Annotated in this window: 35 protein-coding genes; 31 read left to right on the forward strand and 4 right to left on the reverse strand. The window is 66.8% G+C overall.

The annotated features are described in order from the left end of the window. The first annotated feature begins 30 nt into the window (after positions 1 to 30). Both R4I43_RS08070 and R4I43_RS08075 read left to right on the forward strand, forming a co-directional pair. The gene (locus tag R4I43_RS08070) at positions 31 to 1,347 is read left to right on the forward strand and encodes a flavin-containing monooxygenase (protein WP_324264911.1); all 1,317 of its coding nucleotides are present in this window, start codon (positions 31 to 33) and stop codon (positions 1,345 to 1,347) included. Beyond that, the gene (locus R4I43_RS08075; RefSeq protein ID WP_324264912.1) at positions 1,344 to 2,450 is read left to right on the forward strand and encodes a serine hydrolase domain-containing protein; all 1,107 of its coding nucleotides are present in this window, start codon (positions 1,344 to 1,346) and stop codon (positions 2,448 to 2,450) included. The genes R4I43_RS08070 and R4I43_RS08075 overlap by 4 nt, the downstream gene beginning before the upstream one ends. 48 nt (positions 2,451 to 2,498) lie before the next feature. Here R4I43_RS08075 and R4I43_RS08080 read toward each other — a convergent pair whose 3' ends face one another. The 4 genes from R4I43_RS08080 to R4I43_RS08095 form a co-directional block, all read right to left on the reverse strand. Next, positions 2,499 to 3,458 carry a chitinase gene (locus R4I43_RS08080; protein ID WP_324264913.1) on the reverse strand — a complete coding sequence of 320 codons (960 nt, stop codon included), beginning with the start codon at positions 3,456 to 3,458 and terminating at the stop codon, positions 2,499 to 2,501. Between the two features lie 17 nt (positions 3,459 to 3,475). After that, positions 3,476 to 4,390 carry a chitinase gene (locus tag R4I43_RS08085; protein ID WP_324264914.1) on the reverse strand — a complete coding sequence of 305 codons (915 nt, stop codon included), beginning with the start codon at positions 4,388 to 4,390 and terminating at the stop codon, positions 3,476 to 3,478. 126 nt (positions 4,391 to 4,516) lie between these two features. Further along, positions 4,517 to 4,807 (reverse strand): hypothetical protein, encoded by a 291-nt coding sequence (locus R4I43_RS08090; protein WP_324264915.1) that lies wholly within the window; start codon positions 4,805 to 4,807, stop codon positions 4,517 to 4,519. Positions 4,808 to 4,968: 161 nt separating this feature from the next. Then, the gene (locus R4I43_RS08095) at positions 4,969 to 5,451 is read right to left on the reverse strand and encodes a hypothetical protein (RefSeq protein WP_324264916.1); all 483 of its coding nucleotides are present in this window, start codon (positions 5,449 to 5,451) and stop codon (positions 4,969 to 4,971) included. A gap of 237 nt (positions 5,452 to 5,688) precedes the next feature. On the opposite strand from R4I43_RS08095, the gene R4I43_RS08100 reads away from it, so the two are divergent. From R4I43_RS08100 to R4I43_RS08240, 29 genes are all read left to right on the forward strand, one after another. Then, positions 5,689 to 5,955: a helix-turn-helix domain-containing protein gene (locus tag R4I43_RS08100; protein ID WP_324264917.1), complete on the forward strand. Its 267-nt coding sequence runs from the start codon at positions 5,689 to 5,691 to the stop codon at positions 5,953 to 5,955. Continuing rightward, a complete protein-coding gene (locus R4I43_RS08105) occupies positions 5,952 to 6,224 on the forward strand; it encodes a hypothetical protein (RefSeq protein WP_324264918.1) in 273 nt (90 codons plus the stop codon). Before R4I43_RS08100 ends, R4I43_RS08105 begins: the two co-directional genes overlap by 4 nt. Next, positions 6,224 to 6,412, forward strand: coding sequence for a hypothetical protein (locus R4I43_RS08110; RefSeq protein ID WP_324264919.1), 189 nt, complete (start codon positions 6,224 to 6,226; stop codon positions 6,410 to 6,412). The genes R4I43_RS08105 and R4I43_RS08110 overlap by 1 nt, the downstream gene beginning before the upstream one ends. Positions 6,413 to 6,429: 17 nt before the next feature. Further along, positions 6,430 to 6,615 carry a hypothetical protein gene (locus R4I43_RS08115; RefSeq protein WP_324264920.1) on the forward strand — a complete coding sequence of 62 codons (186 nt, stop codon included), beginning with the start codon at positions 6,430 to 6,432 and terminating at the stop codon, positions 6,613 to 6,615. Next, entirely contained in the window at positions 6,593 to 6,811 is a 219-nt protein-coding gene (locus R4I43_RS08120) for a hypothetical protein (RefSeq protein ID WP_324264921.1), read from the forward strand. Before R4I43_RS08115 ends, R4I43_RS08120 begins: the two co-directional genes overlap by 23 nt. 102 nt (positions 6,812 to 6,913) lie before the next feature. Beyond that, complete coding sequence (locus tag R4I43_RS08125; RefSeq protein WP_324264922.1) at positions 6,914 to 7,099, forward strand: hypothetical protein; 186 nt, start codon at positions 6,914 to 6,916, stop codon at positions 7,097 to 7,099. Then, positions 7,092 to 8,054, forward strand: a complete 963-nt coding sequence (locus R4I43_RS08130; protein WP_324264923.1) for a PD-(D/E)XK nuclease family protein — start codon at positions 7,092 to 7,094, stop codon at positions 8,052 to 8,054. Before R4I43_RS08125 ends, R4I43_RS08130 begins: the two co-directional genes overlap by 8 nt. Beyond that, positions 8,051 to 8,302 carry a hypothetical protein gene (locus tag R4I43_RS08135; protein WP_324264924.1) on the forward strand — a complete coding sequence of 84 codons (252 nt, stop codon included), beginning with the start codon at positions 8,051 to 8,053 and terminating at the stop codon, positions 8,300 to 8,302. Before R4I43_RS08130 ends, R4I43_RS08135 begins: the two co-directional genes overlap by 4 nt. A gap of 289 nt (positions 8,303 to 8,591) precedes the next feature. Further along, positions 8,592 to 8,843 (forward strand): hypothetical protein, encoded by a 252-nt coding sequence (locus tag R4I43_RS08140; RefSeq protein WP_324264925.1) that lies wholly within the window; start codon positions 8,592 to 8,594, stop codon positions 8,841 to 8,843. After that, entirely contained in the window at positions 8,833 to 9,234 is a 402-nt protein-coding gene (locus R4I43_RS08145) for a hypothetical protein (protein ID WP_324264926.1), read from the forward strand. Before R4I43_RS08140 ends, R4I43_RS08145 begins: the two co-directional genes overlap by 11 nt. A gap of 4 nt (positions 9,235 to 9,238) precedes the next feature. Then, complete coding sequence (locus tag R4I43_RS08150) at positions 9,239 to 9,418, forward strand: helix-turn-helix transcriptional regulator (protein ID WP_324264927.1); 180 nt, start codon at positions 9,239 to 9,241, stop codon at positions 9,416 to 9,418. Continuing rightward, complete coding sequence (locus R4I43_RS08155; RefSeq protein ID WP_324264928.1) at positions 9,415 to 9,720, forward strand: hypothetical protein; 306 nt, start codon at positions 9,415 to 9,417, stop codon at positions 9,718 to 9,720. The genes R4I43_RS08150 and R4I43_RS08155 overlap by 4 nt, the downstream gene beginning before the upstream one ends. Before the next feature lie 220 nt (positions 9,721 to 9,940). Then, complete coding sequence (locus R4I43_RS08160) at positions 9,941 to 10,123, forward strand: hypothetical protein (protein ID WP_324264929.1); 183 nt, start codon at positions 9,941 to 9,943, stop codon at positions 10,121 to 10,123. Positions 10,124 to 10,222: 99 nt separating this feature from the next. After that, positions 10,223 to 10,372 carry a hypothetical protein gene (locus R4I43_RS08165; protein ID WP_324264930.1) on the forward strand — a complete coding sequence of 50 codons (150 nt, stop codon included), beginning with the start codon at positions 10,223 to 10,225 and terminating at the stop codon, positions 10,370 to 10,372. Then, entirely contained in the window at positions 10,366 to 10,536 is a 171-nt protein-coding gene (locus R4I43_RS08170; RefSeq protein ID WP_324264931.1) for a hypothetical protein, read from the forward strand. Before R4I43_RS08165 ends, R4I43_RS08170 begins: the two co-directional genes overlap by 7 nt. An 8-nt stretch (positions 10,537 to 10,544) precedes the next feature. Continuing rightward, on the forward strand, positions 10,545 to 10,673 hold the full coding sequence (locus tag R4I43_RS08175) for a hypothetical protein (protein WP_324264932.1): 129 nt from the start codon (positions 10,545 to 10,547) through the stop codon (positions 10,671 to 10,673). A gap of 47 nt (positions 10,674 to 10,720) precedes the next feature. Then, positions 10,721 to 11,068, forward strand: coding sequence for a hypothetical protein (locus R4I43_RS08180; RefSeq protein WP_324264933.1), 348 nt, complete (start codon positions 10,721 to 10,723; stop codon positions 11,066 to 11,068). Continuing rightward, on the forward strand, positions 11,068 to 11,427 hold the full coding sequence (locus R4I43_RS08185; RefSeq protein WP_324264934.1) for a hypothetical protein: 360 nt from the start codon (positions 11,068 to 11,070) through the stop codon (positions 11,425 to 11,427). The genes R4I43_RS08180 and R4I43_RS08185 overlap by 1 nt, the downstream gene beginning before the upstream one ends. Then, complete coding sequence (locus tag R4I43_RS08190) at positions 11,424 to 12,110, forward strand: bifunctional DNA primase/polymerase (RefSeq protein ID WP_324264935.1); 687 nt, start codon at positions 11,424 to 11,426, stop codon at positions 12,108 to 12,110. The genes R4I43_RS08185 and R4I43_RS08190 overlap by 4 nt, the downstream gene beginning before the upstream one ends. Positions 12,111 to 12,116: 6 nt before the next feature. Continuing rightward, complete coding sequence (locus R4I43_RS08195) at positions 12,117 to 12,308, forward strand: hypothetical protein (RefSeq protein ID WP_324264936.1); 192 nt, start codon at positions 12,117 to 12,119, stop codon at positions 12,306 to 12,308. Continuing rightward, positions 12,305 to 12,655, forward strand: coding sequence for a hypothetical protein (locus tag R4I43_RS08200; RefSeq protein WP_324264937.1), 351 nt, complete (start codon positions 12,305 to 12,307; stop codon positions 12,653 to 12,655). Before R4I43_RS08195 ends, R4I43_RS08200 begins: the two co-directional genes overlap by 4 nt. Before the next feature lie 111 nt (positions 12,656 to 12,766). Next, positions 12,767 to 14,146: a coiled-coil domain-containing protein gene (locus tag R4I43_RS08205; RefSeq protein WP_324264938.1), complete on the forward strand. Its 1,380-nt coding sequence runs from the start codon at positions 12,767 to 12,769 to the stop codon at positions 14,144 to 14,146. Further along, positions 14,143 to 14,304 carry a hypothetical protein gene (locus tag R4I43_RS08210; protein WP_324264939.1) on the forward strand — a complete coding sequence of 54 codons (162 nt, stop codon included), beginning with the start codon at positions 14,143 to 14,145 and terminating at the stop codon, positions 14,302 to 14,304. Before R4I43_RS08205 ends, R4I43_RS08210 begins: the two co-directional genes overlap by 4 nt. 203 nt (positions 14,305 to 14,507) lie before the next feature. Continuing rightward, the gene (locus tag R4I43_RS08215; RefSeq protein ID WP_324264940.1) at positions 14,508 to 14,762 is read left to right on the forward strand and encodes a hypothetical protein; all 255 of its coding nucleotides are present in this window, start codon (positions 14,508 to 14,510) and stop codon (positions 14,760 to 14,762) included. Between the two features lie 28 nt (positions 14,763 to 14,790). Beyond that, entirely contained in the window at positions 14,791 to 15,015 is a 225-nt protein-coding gene (locus R4I43_RS08220; RefSeq protein WP_324264941.1) for a hypothetical protein, read from the forward strand. Further along, positions 15,008 to 15,289 (forward strand): hypothetical protein, encoded by a 282-nt coding sequence (locus tag R4I43_RS08225; protein ID WP_324264942.1) that lies wholly within the window; start codon positions 15,008 to 15,010, stop codon positions 15,287 to 15,289. The genes R4I43_RS08220 and R4I43_RS08225 overlap by 8 nt, the downstream gene beginning before the upstream one ends. Before the next feature lie 209 nt (positions 15,290 to 15,498). Continuing rightward, positions 15,499 to 15,735: an FDXHR family putative zinc-binding protein gene (locus R4I43_RS08230; protein WP_324264943.1), complete on the forward strand. Its 237-nt coding sequence runs from the start codon at positions 15,499 to 15,501 to the stop codon at positions 15,733 to 15,735. Next, positions 15,723 to 16,634, forward strand: a complete 912-nt coding sequence (locus R4I43_RS08235) for a hypothetical protein (protein ID WP_324264944.1) — start codon at positions 15,723 to 15,725, stop codon at positions 16,632 to 16,634. The genes R4I43_RS08230 and R4I43_RS08235 overlap by 13 nt, the downstream gene beginning before the upstream one ends. Beyond that, positions 16,634 to 18,088 (forward strand): AAA family ATPase, encoded by a 1,455-nt coding sequence (locus tag R4I43_RS08240; protein WP_324264945.1) that lies wholly within the window; start codon positions 16,634 to 16,636, stop codon positions 18,086 to 18,088. The genes R4I43_RS08235 and R4I43_RS08240 overlap by 1 nt, the downstream gene beginning before the upstream one ends. Positions 18,089 to 18,131: the final 43 nt, after the last annotated feature.

Below are 18,131 nucleotides of genomic sequence, written 5' to 3' on the forward strand. Positions count from 1 at the left end.
GGCGATCGCATCGCGACGAGGAGGTTGCCGATGAGTTCCGATCCGGTGGTCTGCATCATCGGTGCCGGTTGCTCCGGTTTCACCACGGCCAAGCGGTTGCGCGACGCCGGAGTTCGCTACGACTGCTTCGAGGAGTCCGACGACGTCGGCGGGAACTGGTACTTCGACAACCCCAACGGCCGCTCGGCCTGTTACGAGTCGCTGCACATCGACACCTCGACCACCCGCCTGCAGTTCGAGGACTTCCCGGCGACCGAGGACTGGCCGGACTTCCCGCATCACACCCTGATCTACCAGTACTTCCGGGACTACGTCGAGCACTTCGGCCTGCGCGAGACCATCACCTTCAACACCCGGGTCGATGCGGCCCAGCGCACCGCGGACGGGCGCTGGGAGGTCCGGCTGAGCAGCGGCGAGACGCGCGAGTACGACGCCCTGGTGGTCGCCAACGGCCACCACTGGGACCCGCGAACCCCGCAGTACCCGGGCGAGTTCGACGGAACGATGCTGCACAGCCACTCCTACCGCAGCCCGTTCTCCCCGGTGGACATGCGCGGCAAGCGGGTCGTGGTGGTGGGCATGGGCAACTCCGCGCTGGACATCGCCTCGGAGCTCTCGCACCGCTCCATCGCCGAGCACGTCTGGGTCTCGGCACGTCGCGGGGTGTGGGTGCTGCCGAAGTACCGGGGCGGCAAGCCGGCCGACAAGCTGATGATGCCGCCGTGGATGCCCAAGCCGCTGGCCCTGCGCCTGGCGCGCAAGGCCATCAAGAGCAACGTCGGCGCGATGCGGGACTACGGTCTGCCCGAACCCGACCACGAGCCGCTGTCGGCGCACCCGTCGGTGAGCATCGACTTCCTGGCCAAGGCCGGCTCCGGCGACCTGACCTGCGTTCCCGGCATCGAGCGGCTGGACGGTTCGGCGGTCCGCTGCACCGACGGGACCCGGATCGAAGCCGACGTGATCGTGTTCGCCACCGGCTACAACATGAGCTTCCCGTTCTTCGGCGACCCGGAGCTGCAGCCCGACAGCGAGCACCGGTTCCCGCTGTTCAAGCGGATCTTCAAGCCCGGTGTCGACAACCTCTACTTCGCCGGGCTCGCGCAGGCGTCGCCGACGATCGTCAACCTCGCCGAGCAGCAGAGCAAGCTCATCGCAGCGCACCTGACCGGTGAGTACCGGCTGCCCGGCGCGGCGGAGATGCGCCGGATCATGGCGCACGACGAGCGAAAGCACCTGCGGCAGTTCTACGACTCACCCCGGCATACCATCCAACTCGACTTCGCCCGATACGTCCGCGACCTCCACCGCGAGGTCGCCGCCGGCAGGAAGCGAGCCACTCGATGAACGGCCACTGCACGCCCCGCTTCGCGCCGCTGCGCGACCTGCTGGAACGCCGGCTCAGCGAGGGGGTGGAGCGCGGGGTCTCGATCTGCGTGGTGCAGGACGGCGAGACGGTGGTCGACATCTGGGGCGGCGAAGCCCGGGAGGGCACCCCGTGGGAGCGCGACACGCTGGTCAACACGTTCTCGGTGACCAAGACGATGCTCGCGCTCGTCGCGCTCGGCCTCGCCGACTCCGGTGATCTCGACCTGGACGCCCCGGTGGCCCGCTACTGGCCCGAGTTCGCCGCGGAGGGCAAGTCGCAGGTGCTGGTCAGGCACGTTCTCGGGCACACCAGCGGGCTTCCGGGCTGGGACGAGAAGATGACGGTCGCCGACCTCTACGACACGCGCAGGGCCGCGGCGCTGCTGGCCGCGCAGAAGCCGTGGTTCGAGCCGGGGGAGGGCTCGGGCTACCAGGCGATCAGCCACGGCCACCTGGTCGGCGAGCTCGTGCAGCGGGCGGCCGGGCGCTCCGCCGGAACCGTGCTGCGCACCGACTTCGCCGAACCGCTGGGTGCCGATTACTGGCTCGGCGCACCGGAGTCGGTGGACCCGCGGGTGGCGGTGCTCAAGTCGCCGCCGCACGCTCCCGAGCTCGCCGAATTCGGTCAGCGGGCGCTGCTCAACCCGCTGTTCTCGATGAAGGTGACCACCACGCGGGAGTTCCTCGGCGCCGAACTGGGAGGGTTCAACGGCCAGGGCAACGCGCGCTCGGTCGCGCGCCTGCAATCGGTGGTCTCGCACGGCGGCACGATCGACGGCCGGCGCTACCTCTCGCCGGAGGTGATCGAGCGGATCTTCGAGGTCCAATCCGATGCGCCGGACCGGGTTCTGGGCCACCGCATCCCGTTCGGCATGGGCTACGCGCTGCCGACCCCGGAGCTCATGCCCACGCCGTCCGGGCGGATCTGCTGGTGGGTCGGGCACGGGGGCGCGGTGGTGGTCAACGACCTGGACCGGCGGATGACCGTGGCGTACACGATGAACAAGATGGCCGCCGAGCTCGTCGGGGCCGCCAAGACCCGCGACTACGTGCGCACCACCTACGAGTGCCTGTCGTCCTGAGTGCAGGACGGTGCCGGCGACCCGCGAGGCCGCCGGCGCCGCGGTCGATCAGGCTCCGAAACCCTTGAAGATGGTGGTGAACTCGAAGGGCTGCTGCTCGATGCTGCTGCAGGTCGGCGACACCGCGCCGCCCGGGCAACCGCCGTTGTCGCGGCCGGCCGACCAGAACGACAGCAGGCCGATCCCGTTGGCGTTGGCCCAGTCCAGCAGCTGGCGCGCGTGGTCCTGGGTGAAGATGTTGCCGTTGAAGTTGCGGCCGATCATCGGCGTCACGCCCAGCCGGGCCTTGAGGTCGGCGTCGCTGAGGTTCGGCCAGATCTCCTTCATCTGCCGCAGCGTGCTCTCGGCGGCCGCGATGACCGCCTCACCCCACGGCTTGCTGGAGCCGAACTCCATCGCCATCGGGTTGACCAGCACGTCGACGCCGTGGGCGGCTGCGCTCTGCAGCACCTGCAGCGAGTAGGGGTCCAGGCCGGTGTCGTCGGCCTGCACCCGCAGCGTGTAGCTGACCTTCGTGCCGCGCTCGGCCTGCAGCTTGGCCAGCGCCTCGTTGACGACGTCGTGCGGGATGGTCGCCTCGACGTCGACGTCGAGGTGGTTGGCGCCGGTCGCGTCGAGGATCGCCTTGTAGGCGCCCAGCAGCTCGTCGGCGGTGCCGCAGACGCTCTCCAGGTACGGGCCCATCGCGCCGCCGGTGGCGACGATGACGTCGCCGCCCATGCCGCGCAGCTCGTCGATCTGGCCCTTGATGGCCGGGTCGTCGACCGCCCGCTCGCCGCCCCACATCGGGGTGCAGCCGGCGGCGCTGCCGAGCACGAACGCGAGTGTGAAGTGCTGCTGCCCGGTGGCCTTGGCGACCTCGGCCAGGGTGGGCTCGTCCTGCATCACGTCGATGTAGGGCGCGGTCTTGATCTCGGCCGGGGCCTGTTGGGCGAGGGCGGAGCCCGCGGCCAGCGGCAGCATCGAGCCGGCCACGAGGGCGGTGACGAGCTTTCGGGGGATTCGCATGGTGATACTCCGGGGGATCACTGGAACTCGGCGATGATCTTGGTGAACTCGTAGGGCTGCTGCTCGACGCTGCTGCACTTGCCGTCGGTCCAGCCGCCGGGCTGCGTGCAGACGCGGTCGCGGTTGAGCGCCCAGTAGGAGAGCCGGCCGATCTGCTTCTGCTCGGCGTAGTCCAGCAGCGCGCGGAAGGTGTCCGGGGTGAACAGCTCCGAGGGCTGATCGGTGTGACCGTTCATGAGGATCACGCCGGTGCGCGCGTAGGCGGCGGCGTCGTCGAACTCGGGGTGCAGCTCGCGCAGCTGCTCGTGGAACGCCTCGGCGACCGAGATGGCGCTGTTGGCCATGTCCTGACCGGGGCCGCCGTAGTCGAAGTCCATGATCTTGAACAGGTCGATCTCGGCGCCCATGTCCTTGGCGCGCTGGATCTCGGCCTTGCCCGCCTCGTTGAGCCCGACGGTGGTCATCGGCAGCGTCAGCGTGACGTGCAGGTCGGGGTTGCGCTCCTTGAGCATCTTGATGGCTTCGAAGCGCTTGGTCTCGGTGGGTACGTCGCCGAGGTCGTCGCCCTCGATGTCGAGGTCGATGTGCGTCAGCTCGTACTTGTCGATGACCTGCTGGTAGGCGTCGGCCAGCGCGGTGGCGTCGGCGCAGGCGGTGGCCAGCTCGATGCCGTTGTAGCCGCCGAAGGACACCGAGATGTTGCCGCCCGCGGCGCGCACCGCGTCGGCCTTGGCCTTCACGGCGGTGTCGGTGGCGACCTCCTGTCCGATCTTGCCGTCCCAGGTGGGGGTGCAGGAGTCGGTGGAGGGCGCCAGGGCGAAGGCGAAGATGTAGTCCTTCTGCCCATGCCTAGCTCGTGACCTGCGGGAACCCTGCTGATCATGCCGCTGACCTGCGTGGCTAGTAGCCCAACGAACCCCATCGGAGCCCATCGGTTTTCACCGTCGTGCGGACTGAATGCGGACTGAGAAGGATCACTAGAGATCAGAAAGGCCCAGCCGTTGATCCGGCCGGGCCGACAGTCGTGCCCCAGGTAGCGCGGGCGAGCATCACTCGGATCACTCGGTCACATCGTCGCGCTCTTCTTGTATTTCGATCAAGCGCCGCTCGTTGGCGGACGCCTGGCTGCCGATCCGCTTGACGACCGATCGAAGAATGTCGATCTCGTCGAACCGTTTCTGGATCTGATCGGCTAACTCCGTGTTGGTCTCGGCCATCTCGTCCTGAAGCCGATCGATGCGGAGTTGGATCTCAGTTGCCACGTGATGGTGAATGTTTTCGTTGAGAACCCAGATCCACAGCACCACGATCAGCACGAGAAGCGGGCCATCCCACTGGTCGGTGAACATGGCGGGGTGGATGGACCCCAGGAGGTAAGCAATCGTGCAGATGATCGCCGCGACGGTGAGTACCGAGCGGCGAGATCTATTGGTCATTGCGGGCCGCCAGAACTAGGTGCAATTGGTTAGCTTCTTGACTCCATTTTGTGCTGGCCCCGGACTATGTCGCATCACCCTTCCGGGTGCCGTTCGCCCTCGGACGCCAGATCCTGCATGGCACGCGCGGTGATCTCCATAACCAACCCCCGCCCGTACTCGCGCCCCATCGTGAGCAACAGGCTGTAGAGCGCGTCCTCGACGCGTGCCTTGTCCTGCGCGGCGCTGACCGCCCGGCGGATCGGCGGCAGGTGCTCGCCGGTTTCCCGCGCGGCGGCGGGTTGATCATAAAGTGGCTGGCGGCCAACAAGAACATCGTCGACCAGCGTGCCTGGTTGAAACATGAGCGCCGTTTCAAGATTCCGCAGGGTCCGGGCGGACACTCGGTTCTTCTTGGAGCGTTCCAGCTCGAAGACCGTCTGGTGAGTGGGCCCGCCGCGCGCGCTGATGTCCTTGCGGTTGAGGCCCAGCTCGGTTCGTCGAACCTCGATCGCACGTGCTAGCAGTTCAGGACCAGACTCTCCGCTCGGGGAGTGGTACCTGGTCAGGTCGATCATAGACACTGTCTAGATCCTACTCAGTTGTCCGAGTGGCGTTACCTAAAAGTCAAGGGTAGCAGATCAAAGACGCGATTTGATGCAACTAGGCGCTCTTAGGTGCATTAGGAAGTGGTCATAAAGTGTCCGTATCCGCTTTGAACTGGGAAAACATCCCGACACTCACGATCTAACCCGCGCCCAATATGGGACTAAGGTCCTTTGCTTTCCACGTTGTAGGCGCCTAGTTTTAGTGGCATGACCTACAACACACCTAGGACGACAACTCGCAGGCAGCAGCTCACCAACGGTTCGGCCCTCAAGATCGCAAGATTCCGGCGCGGGCTGGGCGTAAGCGACGTGGTCGCCAAGCTTGAAACCGATTTTCACCTCCCGGTGAGCGCGGCGCACCTGCGCAATATCGAAAGTGGGACCCGGAACGCCTCCCCCCGGCTGCTCTACGCGCTGGCCCAGCTGTACAAGGCCGAGGTCGATCATTTCCTGCTGATGAGGGCGGAGACATGATCACGTGCACCGCCGAGCGCTCCGCCGCGCTGGTGGACGTCCACCTGGGCCGCGTGGTTTTCCACAACGGCATCCGCTCGTCCGCCATCGGCTACGCCCGGCGCGGGTTCCTGAAGATGTCCGCCGAGTGGAACCGCGCCCTGCACGAGCTGTGGCTGGTCGACGCCATCGACATCGACGGCGCACTACTCGATCTCAACGGCCAAGAAGTCAGCCTGACCAACAGGGGTCTCCTGTTGCTGGAGAAGTGGGATGCGGGTGATCCGTGATGGCCGCCAAGACCGACGCAGCAAAGGCGCTGCGGAACCACGCCGAGTTCCTGGTCCGCGAGTGGGCGAGGAAGCAGCCGGTAACCGACGCGGCCACCTTCAAGTCGAGCTACATGGATCTCATGCAGCGCGTGGACAACTGCTATGAGCTGGCCGACCAGCTCGAAGCGGAGGTGTGGCGGTCATGATCTGCGGAAGTCCCATCGTGGCAAGGCGTTACGCCTTCGAATGGCTTGAGCAACACCACCTGAACATCGCCGAGCGGGAGCAGCTGGCGCGCGAGTACGCCGCGCAGGCCGAGCGCTTCCCCGGCGGGGACCACCAAGGCGTCGTGCACGCACCCGACATCGAGGACTTCTGGAGCAATCATGCCCCGGCTGATCTCTGGTGACAGCTACCACTACTACCGCCGCACCACGCACGCGTCGCAACCGGCGCGGCCGGACTCCGAGGAGTTCGCCAAGTGCCCCGCCTGTGGGCAGAGAGCCCGACTCCTGCCCGCAGGTGGTTTCACCAGGCACCGGGACGCGCCGGTAGGCAAGCCCTACGCCTGGTGCTACGGACCCGAGGGGCTGACTGCCCAGTAACGAGGGGCGGGAGCGCGCTAGCGGCAGATCGGGCGCGGTTCTAACCATTCCCGCCCCTGGCCCCTTCTTGCTTGGAATGCCCACTGATCAAAGGAGTTCGCCATGCCGTGGATCAAGAAGACGCTAGAGCACTACTGCGACAAGCCGGAGTTCCTGCACGAAGAGGGCTGCGACATCGGCAAGGGCAGCGTGTGGCGCTGTCCCACGTGCGGTGCGGAGTGGGTGGTGCGGGCCGACAACCCGAATGCGCCCCGCCACCGGAAGCTCGTGCGGGCCGACCGTGGCTGACGCCTTCGACGTCCCCGCCGACCCGCTGCCCACGGTGGACCAGATCCCCCGCGATCGGTACGACCGGCCGAAGGTGGTCCCCCCGGGCGGGGACAAGCCCACGCCCTACACCCGGTGCACCACGTTCGTTGACTGCCTTGAGGACAAGTACAACCTCACGCAGTGGGAAAAGCGGATGGTGGCCGTCGGGCTCGCCGACCCGGGCAACGCCCACCTGCTGCTGGCCGTCGTCTCGCACGCCGAGGACAAGAACCAGCTCAACCGCATCTGCAACGAGGCCAAGGACTCGGCCAAGGCCGGAGCCAAGGCCACCACCGGTACCGCACTGCACGCGCTCACCGAGCGGTACGACCGGGGCCTGCCGCTTCCGGCGCTCCCGGAGTCGGCGCAGCGGGACATTGACGCCTACGTCCGGGCCACGCGCGAGCTGGAGCACGTGGCGATTGAGCAGTTCGTGGTGAACGACGAGCTGAAGGTGGGGGGCACGCCCGACCGGGTGTCGGCCTACCGGGGCGAGCTGTACATCCTCGACGTCAAGACCGGGAACGTCGACTTCGGCGCAATGAAGATCGCAATGCAGCTGGCGATGTACAGCCGGTCGACGCCCTACGACTTCAGCGTCAACGCACGCACCCCGTGGCCCGCCGACGTCAACCAGGACTGGGGGATCGTCGCGCACCTGCCAGCGGGCAAGGGCTACTGCGAACTGCGGTGGATCGACCTCCGCAAGGGATGGGACGCGGTCCTGGTGGCCAACTCCGTGCGCGAGTGGCGCAAGGAGCGGTCCTGGTACCGGCCGTACGAGGCGCAGCCCGCACGGGACTACCTCGCCGAGATCGAAGAAGCGAACAACGTAGATGCGCTCTACGCCCTGTACTCCGAGGCGCAGGTCGACGGCCACGCCACCCCTGAACTGAAAGCCCGCTGCGCGCAGCGAAAGAAGGAGCTGCAGTGACCAAGCAAATCCAGCTCGAAGACATCAGCGACGAGTTCCTACGGCACACGCAGGCGCACGTGCTACTCGACCCGGTGCTGTGGCAGGCGATGAATCTCAACGAGTCGAACCCCGAGGTTGCCGGGAAGGCGATGGTGGTAGCGACACTGCGCGCCGCGATGTCGGGTGCACCGGGGCCGGACACCTTCCAGATGTTGGCCGAGCGGATTCAGCGGATGTTCGGCATGGATGACGGACCGACACCGTAGTTGACCACCCAAGGTACCCACGCGTGTAAACGCATTGAATGCAAGTGGGGCTGCGGTGCAGAGGTTGACACATTCCTCGACGAGCTAGGGCTCCGCCGCTATCTCGATATTGAAAACCTGCCCATAACGATAGATCTCAACGCTCCCGAATGGCGCTACCGCGTATGGGAGTGGCGGGACAAGCCGCTCGGATGGTGCCTGTTGATGTTCAACCGGCACCGCACCTGGCGGCCACTCAGAGCCGAGCACTTCTGTGCTGGAACACCGAAAACAAGGAGAACCAATAGCGATGCCTGCACCGACTGATCGGGATTTCGTGAACCTGTCGCGGCAGCAGTTCGAGAGCCTGAAGCTCGGCGATCGACTCGTCCGATGCGGACCCCCGGAACTGGCCGAGAGGTACACCTTGGTCGAAAAGGGCGATGACTTCTACACGCTGTGGGACCACCGCATGCGTACCGGGGGCGAGTTCCCGCAGTGGTGGGTCGCCCAAAACCTCCTGATGGAAACCGAGGAAGAGGAGAACGATCATGGCAACTGAGCCTTGGGACGACGACGCATTCGATCCGCCAGGGGCGGGCTCGCTGTTCGTCAACGCTGACAACGAGGGCCGACTGCTGCTGATCACCCCGAACGAGTACGACCCGAACTTCACCACGAAGGCGGGCACCGGCCCGGCGGTGCGCGGGGACGTGGTCGTGCTCGACGGCCCGGACGCCCCGGTGGAGTACGAAAACTCGCTGCTGTTCGGGAAGGTCTTCACCGGTCAGCTGCGGAAGAACTGCGGTACCGGCAAGCCCAACCTCGGGCGGTTCGGCCTGGGCGAGAAGAAGCCCGGCCAGAACGCACCGTGGCAGCTGGCCACGCCCACCGAAGAGGACAAGAAGCTCGCCCGGAAGTACCTGGCGAGCAAGGAAGAAACGCCGTTCTGACGCCATGAGCGACTACCTCACGACCGAGGAGCTTGCCGCGCTCACGCGGACGTCGCGCAAGACGGTCTTGCGCTGGCGGCACATCGGGTTCGGGCCGCGTGGATTCAGGATCGGCAACCGCGTTCTGTACGCGCGGTCTGAGGTGGACGCATGGCTGAAGGAGCTGGAGGAGGCGGGCGAATGAGCTACCCGAAGAGTTGCCCAACCATCCTGTGCTACACGCACAACGCCCGCCTCCGTAAGGCTCTGACCGAGGTGCTGTCCCCGGCGGTGGTGACCTTCTCCGAGGACAAGGCCCCACCAGCCAAGGCCAACGCGGTGGTCACGACCGGCGCGCTGACCCTCAAGTTGGAGCGGTTCGCCTCCCAGCTGGGGTGCTTCCCCGTGATCCTGCCGGAGGGCGGGGAATGGCTCTGGCACGAGGTCAACACCAACCGCACCATGTCGGTGCTCGTCGGCGCCGACATGGTGAAGGTCCGGCTATGAGCTGGCCCGGCTACCGAACCGGCAGCGTTGTGCACATCGAACGGCGCACCCGAGCCTGCCCCACCTGCGGGCGGAAGGTGCCTAAGTCCAAGTCGTTTCGGGCGTGGGTCCAAGCGGGGAGCACGGCCTACGAAACCGAATTGAAGTTGCGGGCGGAGGCGGCCATGTGGGTGCCAGCGGCGTGCGAGTACGTCTGCCGACCGTGCGAGAGGAACCAAGCATGAACCTCGACGACGCCGAGCGGATCGCGGCGGGGATCTTGAGAGAAACGATCCTCGACAAGGTGCAGCTCTACCACACGCAAACCGTGATGCAGGTCAATCCCGCTGTGAACCAACAGGATGCGGTGCTGGTCCACACGGCAATGGAGAAGATCGCCCTCGATCTGGTGGCGACGCTCTGACATGGAAACCGAGTGCGAGCGCTGCGCGCGCATCTACATCGAACACGACGACGAGGCAGACGTCTTCATCTGCCAGTGCTGCAGATGGGAGGCGATGACATGACCACGTTCGACCGCGAGGCAGTCGAGGGCCTGATGCACAAGCAGTGGGCCGAGATGGTCCGCAACGTGCACACGCAGGTGGTCCAGCGGGAGCGCGAGAACCACGACACGGACGGCTGTCCGGTGTGCAAGGAGGAGCCGTGCTGATCACGAAATGCTCGAAGCTGCGCACCGTGTCGTGGCTGACGGGCAGGGCAACCTACCCCGCCGACCACCGGAGCGTGGAGGTCCAGCCCATCCGCGTGGACCACAAGATGATCGGCTTTCGCTTGCGGATTAAGAGCTTCTGGCTCGGAGTGTTCTACCTGTAGGAGCGGCAATGGTGTTCATCTTCTGGGCCTGGTTCGTGATCGCGGTACTCGCCGCGCTCGCCTTCGCCTTCGGCCCGGTGATCTACGAGCTGGCCGAGAAGGCGTTTGCCCACCTGTACGACGACGACGAGGACTGAGGGCACAGACCGCCCTTTCCCCCCCATCAGAAATTCAAGGAGTGATCATGGATCAGGAAGTCAAGGAGCGCTGGATCTCGGCGCTGGAGTCCGGCCAGTACGAGCCGGGGTTCGGCGCCCTGCGCAAGGTCGTGGACGGCCGGGAGACGCACTGCTGCCTCGGGGTGCTGGCCGATCTGCTGGACCCGGAGGGCTGGGGGAACCGAGGCTCGTACGGCCAAATCTTTCACCGCTGCGACAACTCGATGTGGATCGATGACGCGCTCGCCGAGTCGATCGAACTGGATCGGTCGGATCAAGAGTACCTGGCCAGTCTCAACGACGGCGTAGGCGAGCCGCCTGGGCGCACGCCCGGCTACGACCGCGTCATCCCCTACATCAAGGAGCACCTGTGATGGACGAGGGCATCAAGAACCACTGGATCGAGGCCCTGGAGTCGGGCCGGTACAGGCCAGGGACGGGCGCACTACGCGAAACCAGGGCGGACGGCGGCGATAGCTTCTGCTGCCTCGGGGTGCTAGCCGACCTGATCAAGCCGGAGGCCTGGCGTGGCAAGTGCGACGACCAGCTCGGCTCGTCCCTGTGGCGGCACGGCGAGACGGACACCTTCTCGGGGCTGGGCCTGCTGCGGCAGGACATCGGCGAGTCCGTGGGCCTCGACCTCGTGCAGCAGAAGAGACTCGCGGAGCTGAACGACGCGGCCGACCCGCCCAGCTACGAGGCCGTCGTGAGCTACATCAAGGAGCACCTGTGACCCTCCACTACTGGTCGACCTGCGGCACCTGCGGCGAGGCCATGAAGGTCTACAAGGGCGGCGAGGAACAGCTGGCACACCCGCGCTGCGAGGAGCGCCCGAACTACACCCAACGGTTGCTCCGGAAGTTCGTGGCAGCCGCCTCCGACTCGCACCATGATCGGGCCGGCAAGATCGCCGCGGAGATCGAGGAGCTGGACGCGCGAGCGCCCCGGCTGCTCGAAGCCGCACTGGCCTACGCCGAATGGGACTGGCCGGTGTTCCCGTGCCAGACCGGCGGGAAGACCCCGCTGACGGCCAACGGGTTCAAGGACGCCACCACCGACCCCGCCACAATCCGCCAGTGGTGGGTCAGGTGGCCCACGGCCAACGTCGGACTCGCCACCGGGCACCGCTTCGACGTCATCGACATTGACCGACCCGATGGAACCTGGAGCTGGGACGCACTGCGCGACAGCGACTCCGTGCCGCCCATACACGGGGTCGCCACCACGCAGGCCAGCGGAACGCACCTGTACATCGAGCCCACCGGCGACGGCAACCTCACGAAGGTGCGCCCCGGCATCGACTACCGGGGCATCGGTGGCTACGTCGTCGCCCCACCCTCGGTTGGCGAGAAGGGCGCCTACCGCTGGGCGGTGCGTCCCAGCCCAACCATCAAGCGCCGCAAGGCGAGAAGGTGAACCGCCATGTACGACACGAACGACATCAACGTCTACGTCGGTAACCACGTGCTGTTCACCGATGGCCCGCTCGGGGAGCTGACGATCCGCGAGGGCGTCGTGCGCAAGACCAGCACGACGATGGTGTGGGTTGAGCCCACCGACGGGGCGGACACGGCGGAGGTCGTGCTGCTCCGCAGGAACGCGGTGAAGACATGATGTTCATCCCGCGCAACATCGCTCCGCCCCCGGACCGCTTCTCGCCTCTCGGGCAGCTATGCGAGGCGACCGGCGCACTGAACGTCAAGCGCAACGCGGTACTCGCGGTGCTCATGCGCGATCAAGCGTCGCTGGAGGAGCTACTGGGGACGCTGCACCTGCTGCTGTCGGCGGTGCGCGAGGACTGGCGGCACGTCCACGAGTTGCGCAAGGCGCACGCCGACGAACACCAGCCCCAGGGCGCCCTCGAAAGGGCAGCCCTGGAGATGGCGCAACTACTACTGGACTTCATCGAGCGAGAGAAGGGCACCCGTGAGCAAGGGCGACAAGAAGATGACGATGGATGAGCGCAAGGACAGAGAGGCGGCGGTCGCGGCACAGCTGGCCCTCGGGTGGCGCCTGGTGCTGCGCTGCACTCCGCGCGGTGGCGGGGCTTTCGTAATGGAGCGGGGGCAGCGATGAACAAGAAGGAGTGGAGGGACCGCGCCGGACGCGAGGCAGCCCGCGCCGACCGCGAGGCAGACCAGGGGCTGACGTCGCTCGCGAACGCGCTCTACTGGAAGCAGCGCGCCACCGAGGCCGAGGCCGAACGGGACCAGCTGGCCGACCGCGTCCAGGTGGCCGAGGAGTCCCTTGAAGCCGCCCAAGACTCGGACGACTTCTATGAAGATCTCGTGGCCGCCGAGACCCGCGCCGCGTCGTGGTGGGAGGCGGCGAAGGAATGGTGCCGCAGCTTCAACCAGTCGTGGGAGCTGGTGAACAGCCTCACCGACGACAACACGGGGCTTCTGGAGCAGCTGGCCCGCGCGGAGCACGCCAAGGAGCGCTCAGCCCAGCTCGACAAGCACCTCTCCGCCGCGCTGAGCCGTGAGGCGAAGCTGAAGGACCAGCTGAAGGAGGCTGAGGCGTACCCGACCGTCGATGCCTACGAGAACGTGTGTGCCGCGCGAACAAGGTGGCAAGAGCGCGCCGAGAAGGCCGAGGCCCGCGCCGAGAGCCTGCGGGCCGACCTTGACGCCGCGCTCGATGTTGGCAAGGAGGCGGACAAGCGGCTCGCGCGTCTTCAGCTCGCGATCCTGGACAAGCTAGGCGACCTCATCAATGGGGCCGCTTGCGATGACGACTACATCCGCGCGGTGGAACTTCACAGCGGGCGGGGGTTGCTGCGTGAGGCTGCGGAGTGGCAGGGCCGCGCTAAGAAGGCCGAGGCCGACCTTGCCGCTGCCGAGGACGAGCACGCCCGGCTGATCCAGGAGCGCGACGCGGCGGAAAACCTCAGGGCTCACTGGAAGCGGTGCGCCGAGTCGGCCGAGCTCGGGGCCGCTAACCGTGCCCCGGGTGGCGTCCTGGTGCCGCTGCGTGATCTGGACGAGATGACCGAGGCCCGCGACTACTGGAAAGAGCGCGCCGAGAAGGCCGAAGCCGACCTGCGGGAGAGCGAAATCGTGGTGCGCGTTCTTCGCTGCCGGGCAGAGGGGGCGGAGAGGCGCCTCGCGGAAACGTCGGCTGAACGAAACGAGTGGAAGTCGTGGGCTCTTGGTGGCCTGGCGACGAGTCTGCAACAAGCGCGCGACGGAGACGTGCGCGACGCCGACGCGGTCGAGGACGAGATCGACGCCGCCAAGGTCGCCGAGGCACTGAAGACTCCCGACGACACGGTGCCGTTCGGGCGACGCACGATCCCCGACACGGTCTGGGCCAAGCCTGACCGCAGCGAGATCGGCAGCCTCCGCAGCGAGGTCTCCGACCTCCGCGACGAGGTCGCCCACATCGACGGTGTGCTCACGCAGCTCGCCGAGGGATTCCAGCAGGCAGTGACGGGGGAGGGGTCGGAGTGAGGGTCAGGATTCAGGTCGAGTTCGAGGGCTACGAGTACGAGTTCGAGCGCGAAAGGCTCTTGGAGAGCACCGACGTCAAGGTCAACCGTCTTCAGGCACGGATGCTCGTGAACGAGGTCGTAGAGGACATCAAAGCCGCACTTAGGAACGAACGATGACCGACCTTGACATCTACATCATCATCCTGGCGCTGGCGTGCGCTGGGGCCGGACTGCTCTTCGGCTACATCATCTGGGGGAAGCCATGAGCGGCCCGTACGTCGTTCCGCACGGACCGGATGAACCGTGCACCTGCTCCGGATGCTGGGCCTGCGGCGGGCACGTCGTCGGCTGCACCTGCGACATCGATTGGGACAAGCTGTATGGACACGACTGAGCTTGAAGCCTCGATCCGGGAAGCGCTGTACCGGGAGGTCAATTTCTACGGACACGGCACCCGAGCTGACAGGGCTTTACGTCACGTACTGAACCTGCACTACCCGATGCCTGGCTTGAAGGAGTTCTGTAACGAATGCGTCGCTGAGGAGCCTCCGAACGAGACGCGCGGAGCGTGGCCGTGCAACACCATTAAGGCCATCGCCGAGGTTCTGGAGGTGCCCCTTGACGAGCGACCTTGACGCCCGAATCCGGGATGAGATCAACGCAATGGGTGGCAGTACAAGCGACCTCGCAGCTGGGTACTTCGGCGACGCGCTGATCGCCGTGCTGGACCTGCACGAGCCACAAGGCAATGACAGCGGCGAACCGTGGTGCCTCGTCTGCGAGGACGGCGACGGATACGGCGGGATATACGGCGGGCCCGAAGAGGCTCCCTACCCCTGCGACACCGTGCGTGCCATCGCGCGCGAGCTGGGGGTGTCCGATGGCTGACCTCGACGCCCGCATCCGGGAGCGCCTGGACGGACCCGAGTTGACATCTGACCCCGCCAACCCGCACCAGGTCATCGCAGATCTGGAAGGCGTGATCGACGAGTACGTGGCGGCTGTCCGCGCCGTGCTGGGTGTGCACCGACCCAGCGAATACACCGGCATCTGCGAGGAATGCGGCACCGGCATGACCCACAACCTGATCCCGTACCACCTGCGAAAGCCCTGCCCCACCGTGCGTGCCATCGCGCGAGAGCTGGGGGTGGGGGATGAGTGAGCTACTCGATCTCGGCAAGTACTGCTATCACAGCGGTTGCCGTGTGTGCGGGCATCCCGCCTGGCCGTACTGGGACGCCGACCGTAAGGCGATCATCTGGAAGCACCGGCGCCGGAACTTCCCCTGTCGGGAGGCTCGCGAGAACAACATGACCTTGGGGCTCGCAGAAACGATCACATGGGCCTCCAGAGGGGAACGGAGAGCCACCGATGACTGAACACACCTGCTCCGGCTGCCCCGCCACGTGGAAGAGCGTGAACCGCTGCCACTGCTCGGGCTGTCACCGGACTTTCAGCGGGCTTGGGCTGTTCGACCGGCACCGCCGCTACAGCAAGTGCGTCGACCCCGCCACCGTCAGGACCGAGAACGGCGAGCCCGTGATGGTCCTGCGCGGCGGCATGTGGGGCGGGCCGGAGATCCTGGAGGAGGACAAGTGGTGGAAGTGACGGAATGCTCGCGTCCCCGCTGTGCCGACCCGGTGCGATGGGGCGGGATGTGCGCGCACCACTACCGCAAGGTGCAGGAGCGCGGCCTCCGGCGGCGGGTGGACGCCCAGCCCGTCATCGAGCACGTGCGGGCGCTGGAGGCGCTGGGCTGGCGCCGAAACGCGTTGTCGCGGCGGCTGGGGCTGCACCGCGCCACGGTACACAAGATGTCCACGGGCGACTACGACACGGTCAGGCAAGCGGTCTACGCGACGGTGCTGGCGGTGCCGCTGAAGCCCCCGCCGCCATCGCGGGTGCACCGCATCGGGTTCGCCCGCCGCGCGCAGGCCCTCGCCTGTCTGGGGTGGACGTTTAAACAGCTTGAGGCGCGGGCGGGCTGGCATCCGGGGCGGATCTGGTCGGCGATGCTGCCCGGTCGCAACGGCGGCGAGTACATCCCGCGCGAGTGGCACCTGGAGATGTGCGCGCTGTACGACCAGCTGTCGATGACCAAGCCTGTGCCCGGCGTGGACGACCACGGGCGGACGATCAACCAGCGCAAGTCGGCGGCGCTGCGCAACGGGTGGGTACCGCCGCTCGACTGGGACGACGACGAGATCGACAACCCGGAGGCGAAGCCGTTCGGCTCGCCCCTGCTGATCGCGCGGAAGGAAGAGCGACGCCAGCACGACTACGACCGATACCACCACGGCATCAAGCGGCTGGTGGACGGTGCCCCCACCCGTAAGCACCTCCGGCAGCTACGGGACTGCGGGTGGAGCAACGCCGAGATAGTCGAACGTGCCGACATCCCACGGGAAACGATCAGGAACATCCTGTACCGGTCCACGCAGGTCAACCGCGAGGCGGCGGCGAGAATTCTGGCCCTGGACCCCTGGCAGCTCGAAGTGGGGGCCTAGTGAGCAGAGAAGACCACTGGTTCTGGAAGGCGGCGGGGCAACAGCCCTACACGCCCAGCCTCGCCCCCGAGCCGGGCGTCCCGGTGGCGCGCAACGACGACCCCGGGGCGCGCCTGTGGGTGTCGGCGATGCTGCGAGCCACCTGTGACGAGATGGCGGGCACGCATGAGGGCGAGCGCAACGACGTGCTCAACCGCAAGGCGTACCGGCTGGGCACGTTCGTGGCCGGTGGGTACTTGGAATACGACTGCGCGTGGGACGCGCTCTACGATGCCGCGCTCGGTTCCGGGCTCGGTGCGTCGGAGATCGTGCGGACGATGCGCAACGGCTTCCGGGACGCCGAGAAGGAACCGGCCGTGCTGCAGCTCGCCCCACAGGCCGAGGTGCCCGACGCCGAGGTGCTGGAGGTGGAGGAGGAGAAGGCCGAGGAGCTGCGGCTCCGCTTCGTGCGCGGCGGTGAGTTCCTATTCGACTCGCCGGTGGAGCTGGACGCCCTGTGGGGCGAAGAGCAGCAGGTGATGTGGGCGGCGGGCGAGGCGCTGCTGTTCTTCGGCCCGCCCGGCGTCGGCAAGACCACCCTCGCGCAGCAACTCGCGCTGGCCCGCTGCGGGCTGCTTGACCGGGAGCTGCTGGGCCTGCCCGTCAAGGCGACCGGGTCCAAGGTGCTCTACCTCGCGATGGACCGGCCCCGACAGATCGCCAGATCGATGCGCCGGATGGTCTCGCCGGCTGATCGACTTCTCCTCGATGAGCGGCTGGTGGTGTGGAAGGGCCCGCCGCCCGGAGACGTCGCCGAACACCCCGCCCTCTTCAGGTGGTTGGCGGAGCAGGCCGGAGCGGACACGATCGTCGTCGACTCCATCAAGGACGCGGCGGTGGGCCTGGTGGAGTCCAAGTCGGCCGGGCACTACAACCGCGCCCGACAAACAGCCTTGGCCGCTGGCATCGAGGTACTGGAGATCGCCCACCCGCGTAAGCGAGGGGGAGGGGAGCACCGGGGCGCGGGCTCCATCGACGACATCCACGGCGGTATGGAGCTCGGCGCGGGCGTCGGCTCGGCGGTCTACGTCGACGGCGAGCCCGGGGATCTAGTCGTCTGGCTGCGGCATCGTAAGAAGCCCGCCGAGGAGGTCGGCCCGATGCAGCTGCTACACGACCACGACACTGGCCGGACGACCATCTATCAGCGCGTGACGGTGCTGGACGTGCTGCGCTCGGAGCCTGCCACTTGGTTCAGCCCGATGGACATCGCACGGCGGCTCGAAGAGGTTGACAAGCCGACCGAGGCGCAGAAGCAGGCCGTCCGGCGGGACCTGAATTCTCTGGTCGACCGAGAGCTCGCCACCTGGCAAGAGTCCGGCGAGGAGCGCTACAGGCAGAAGCGATACCGGCTCGCGGAGCCTGCCCCGGGACCGGACTTCGGCCCGCCCCAAGCTCTATGGAACGACGATTGATGGGCTCCACTGGGCCACAACGGGGCTCGGTGGGCTGTTTCGA

The sequence above is a fragment of the Saccharopolyspora mangrovi genome (assembly GCF_035320975.1).
GTDB lineage: Bacteria > Actinomycetota > Actinomycetes > Mycobacteriales > Pseudonocardiaceae > Saccharopolyspora > Saccharopolyspora mangrovi.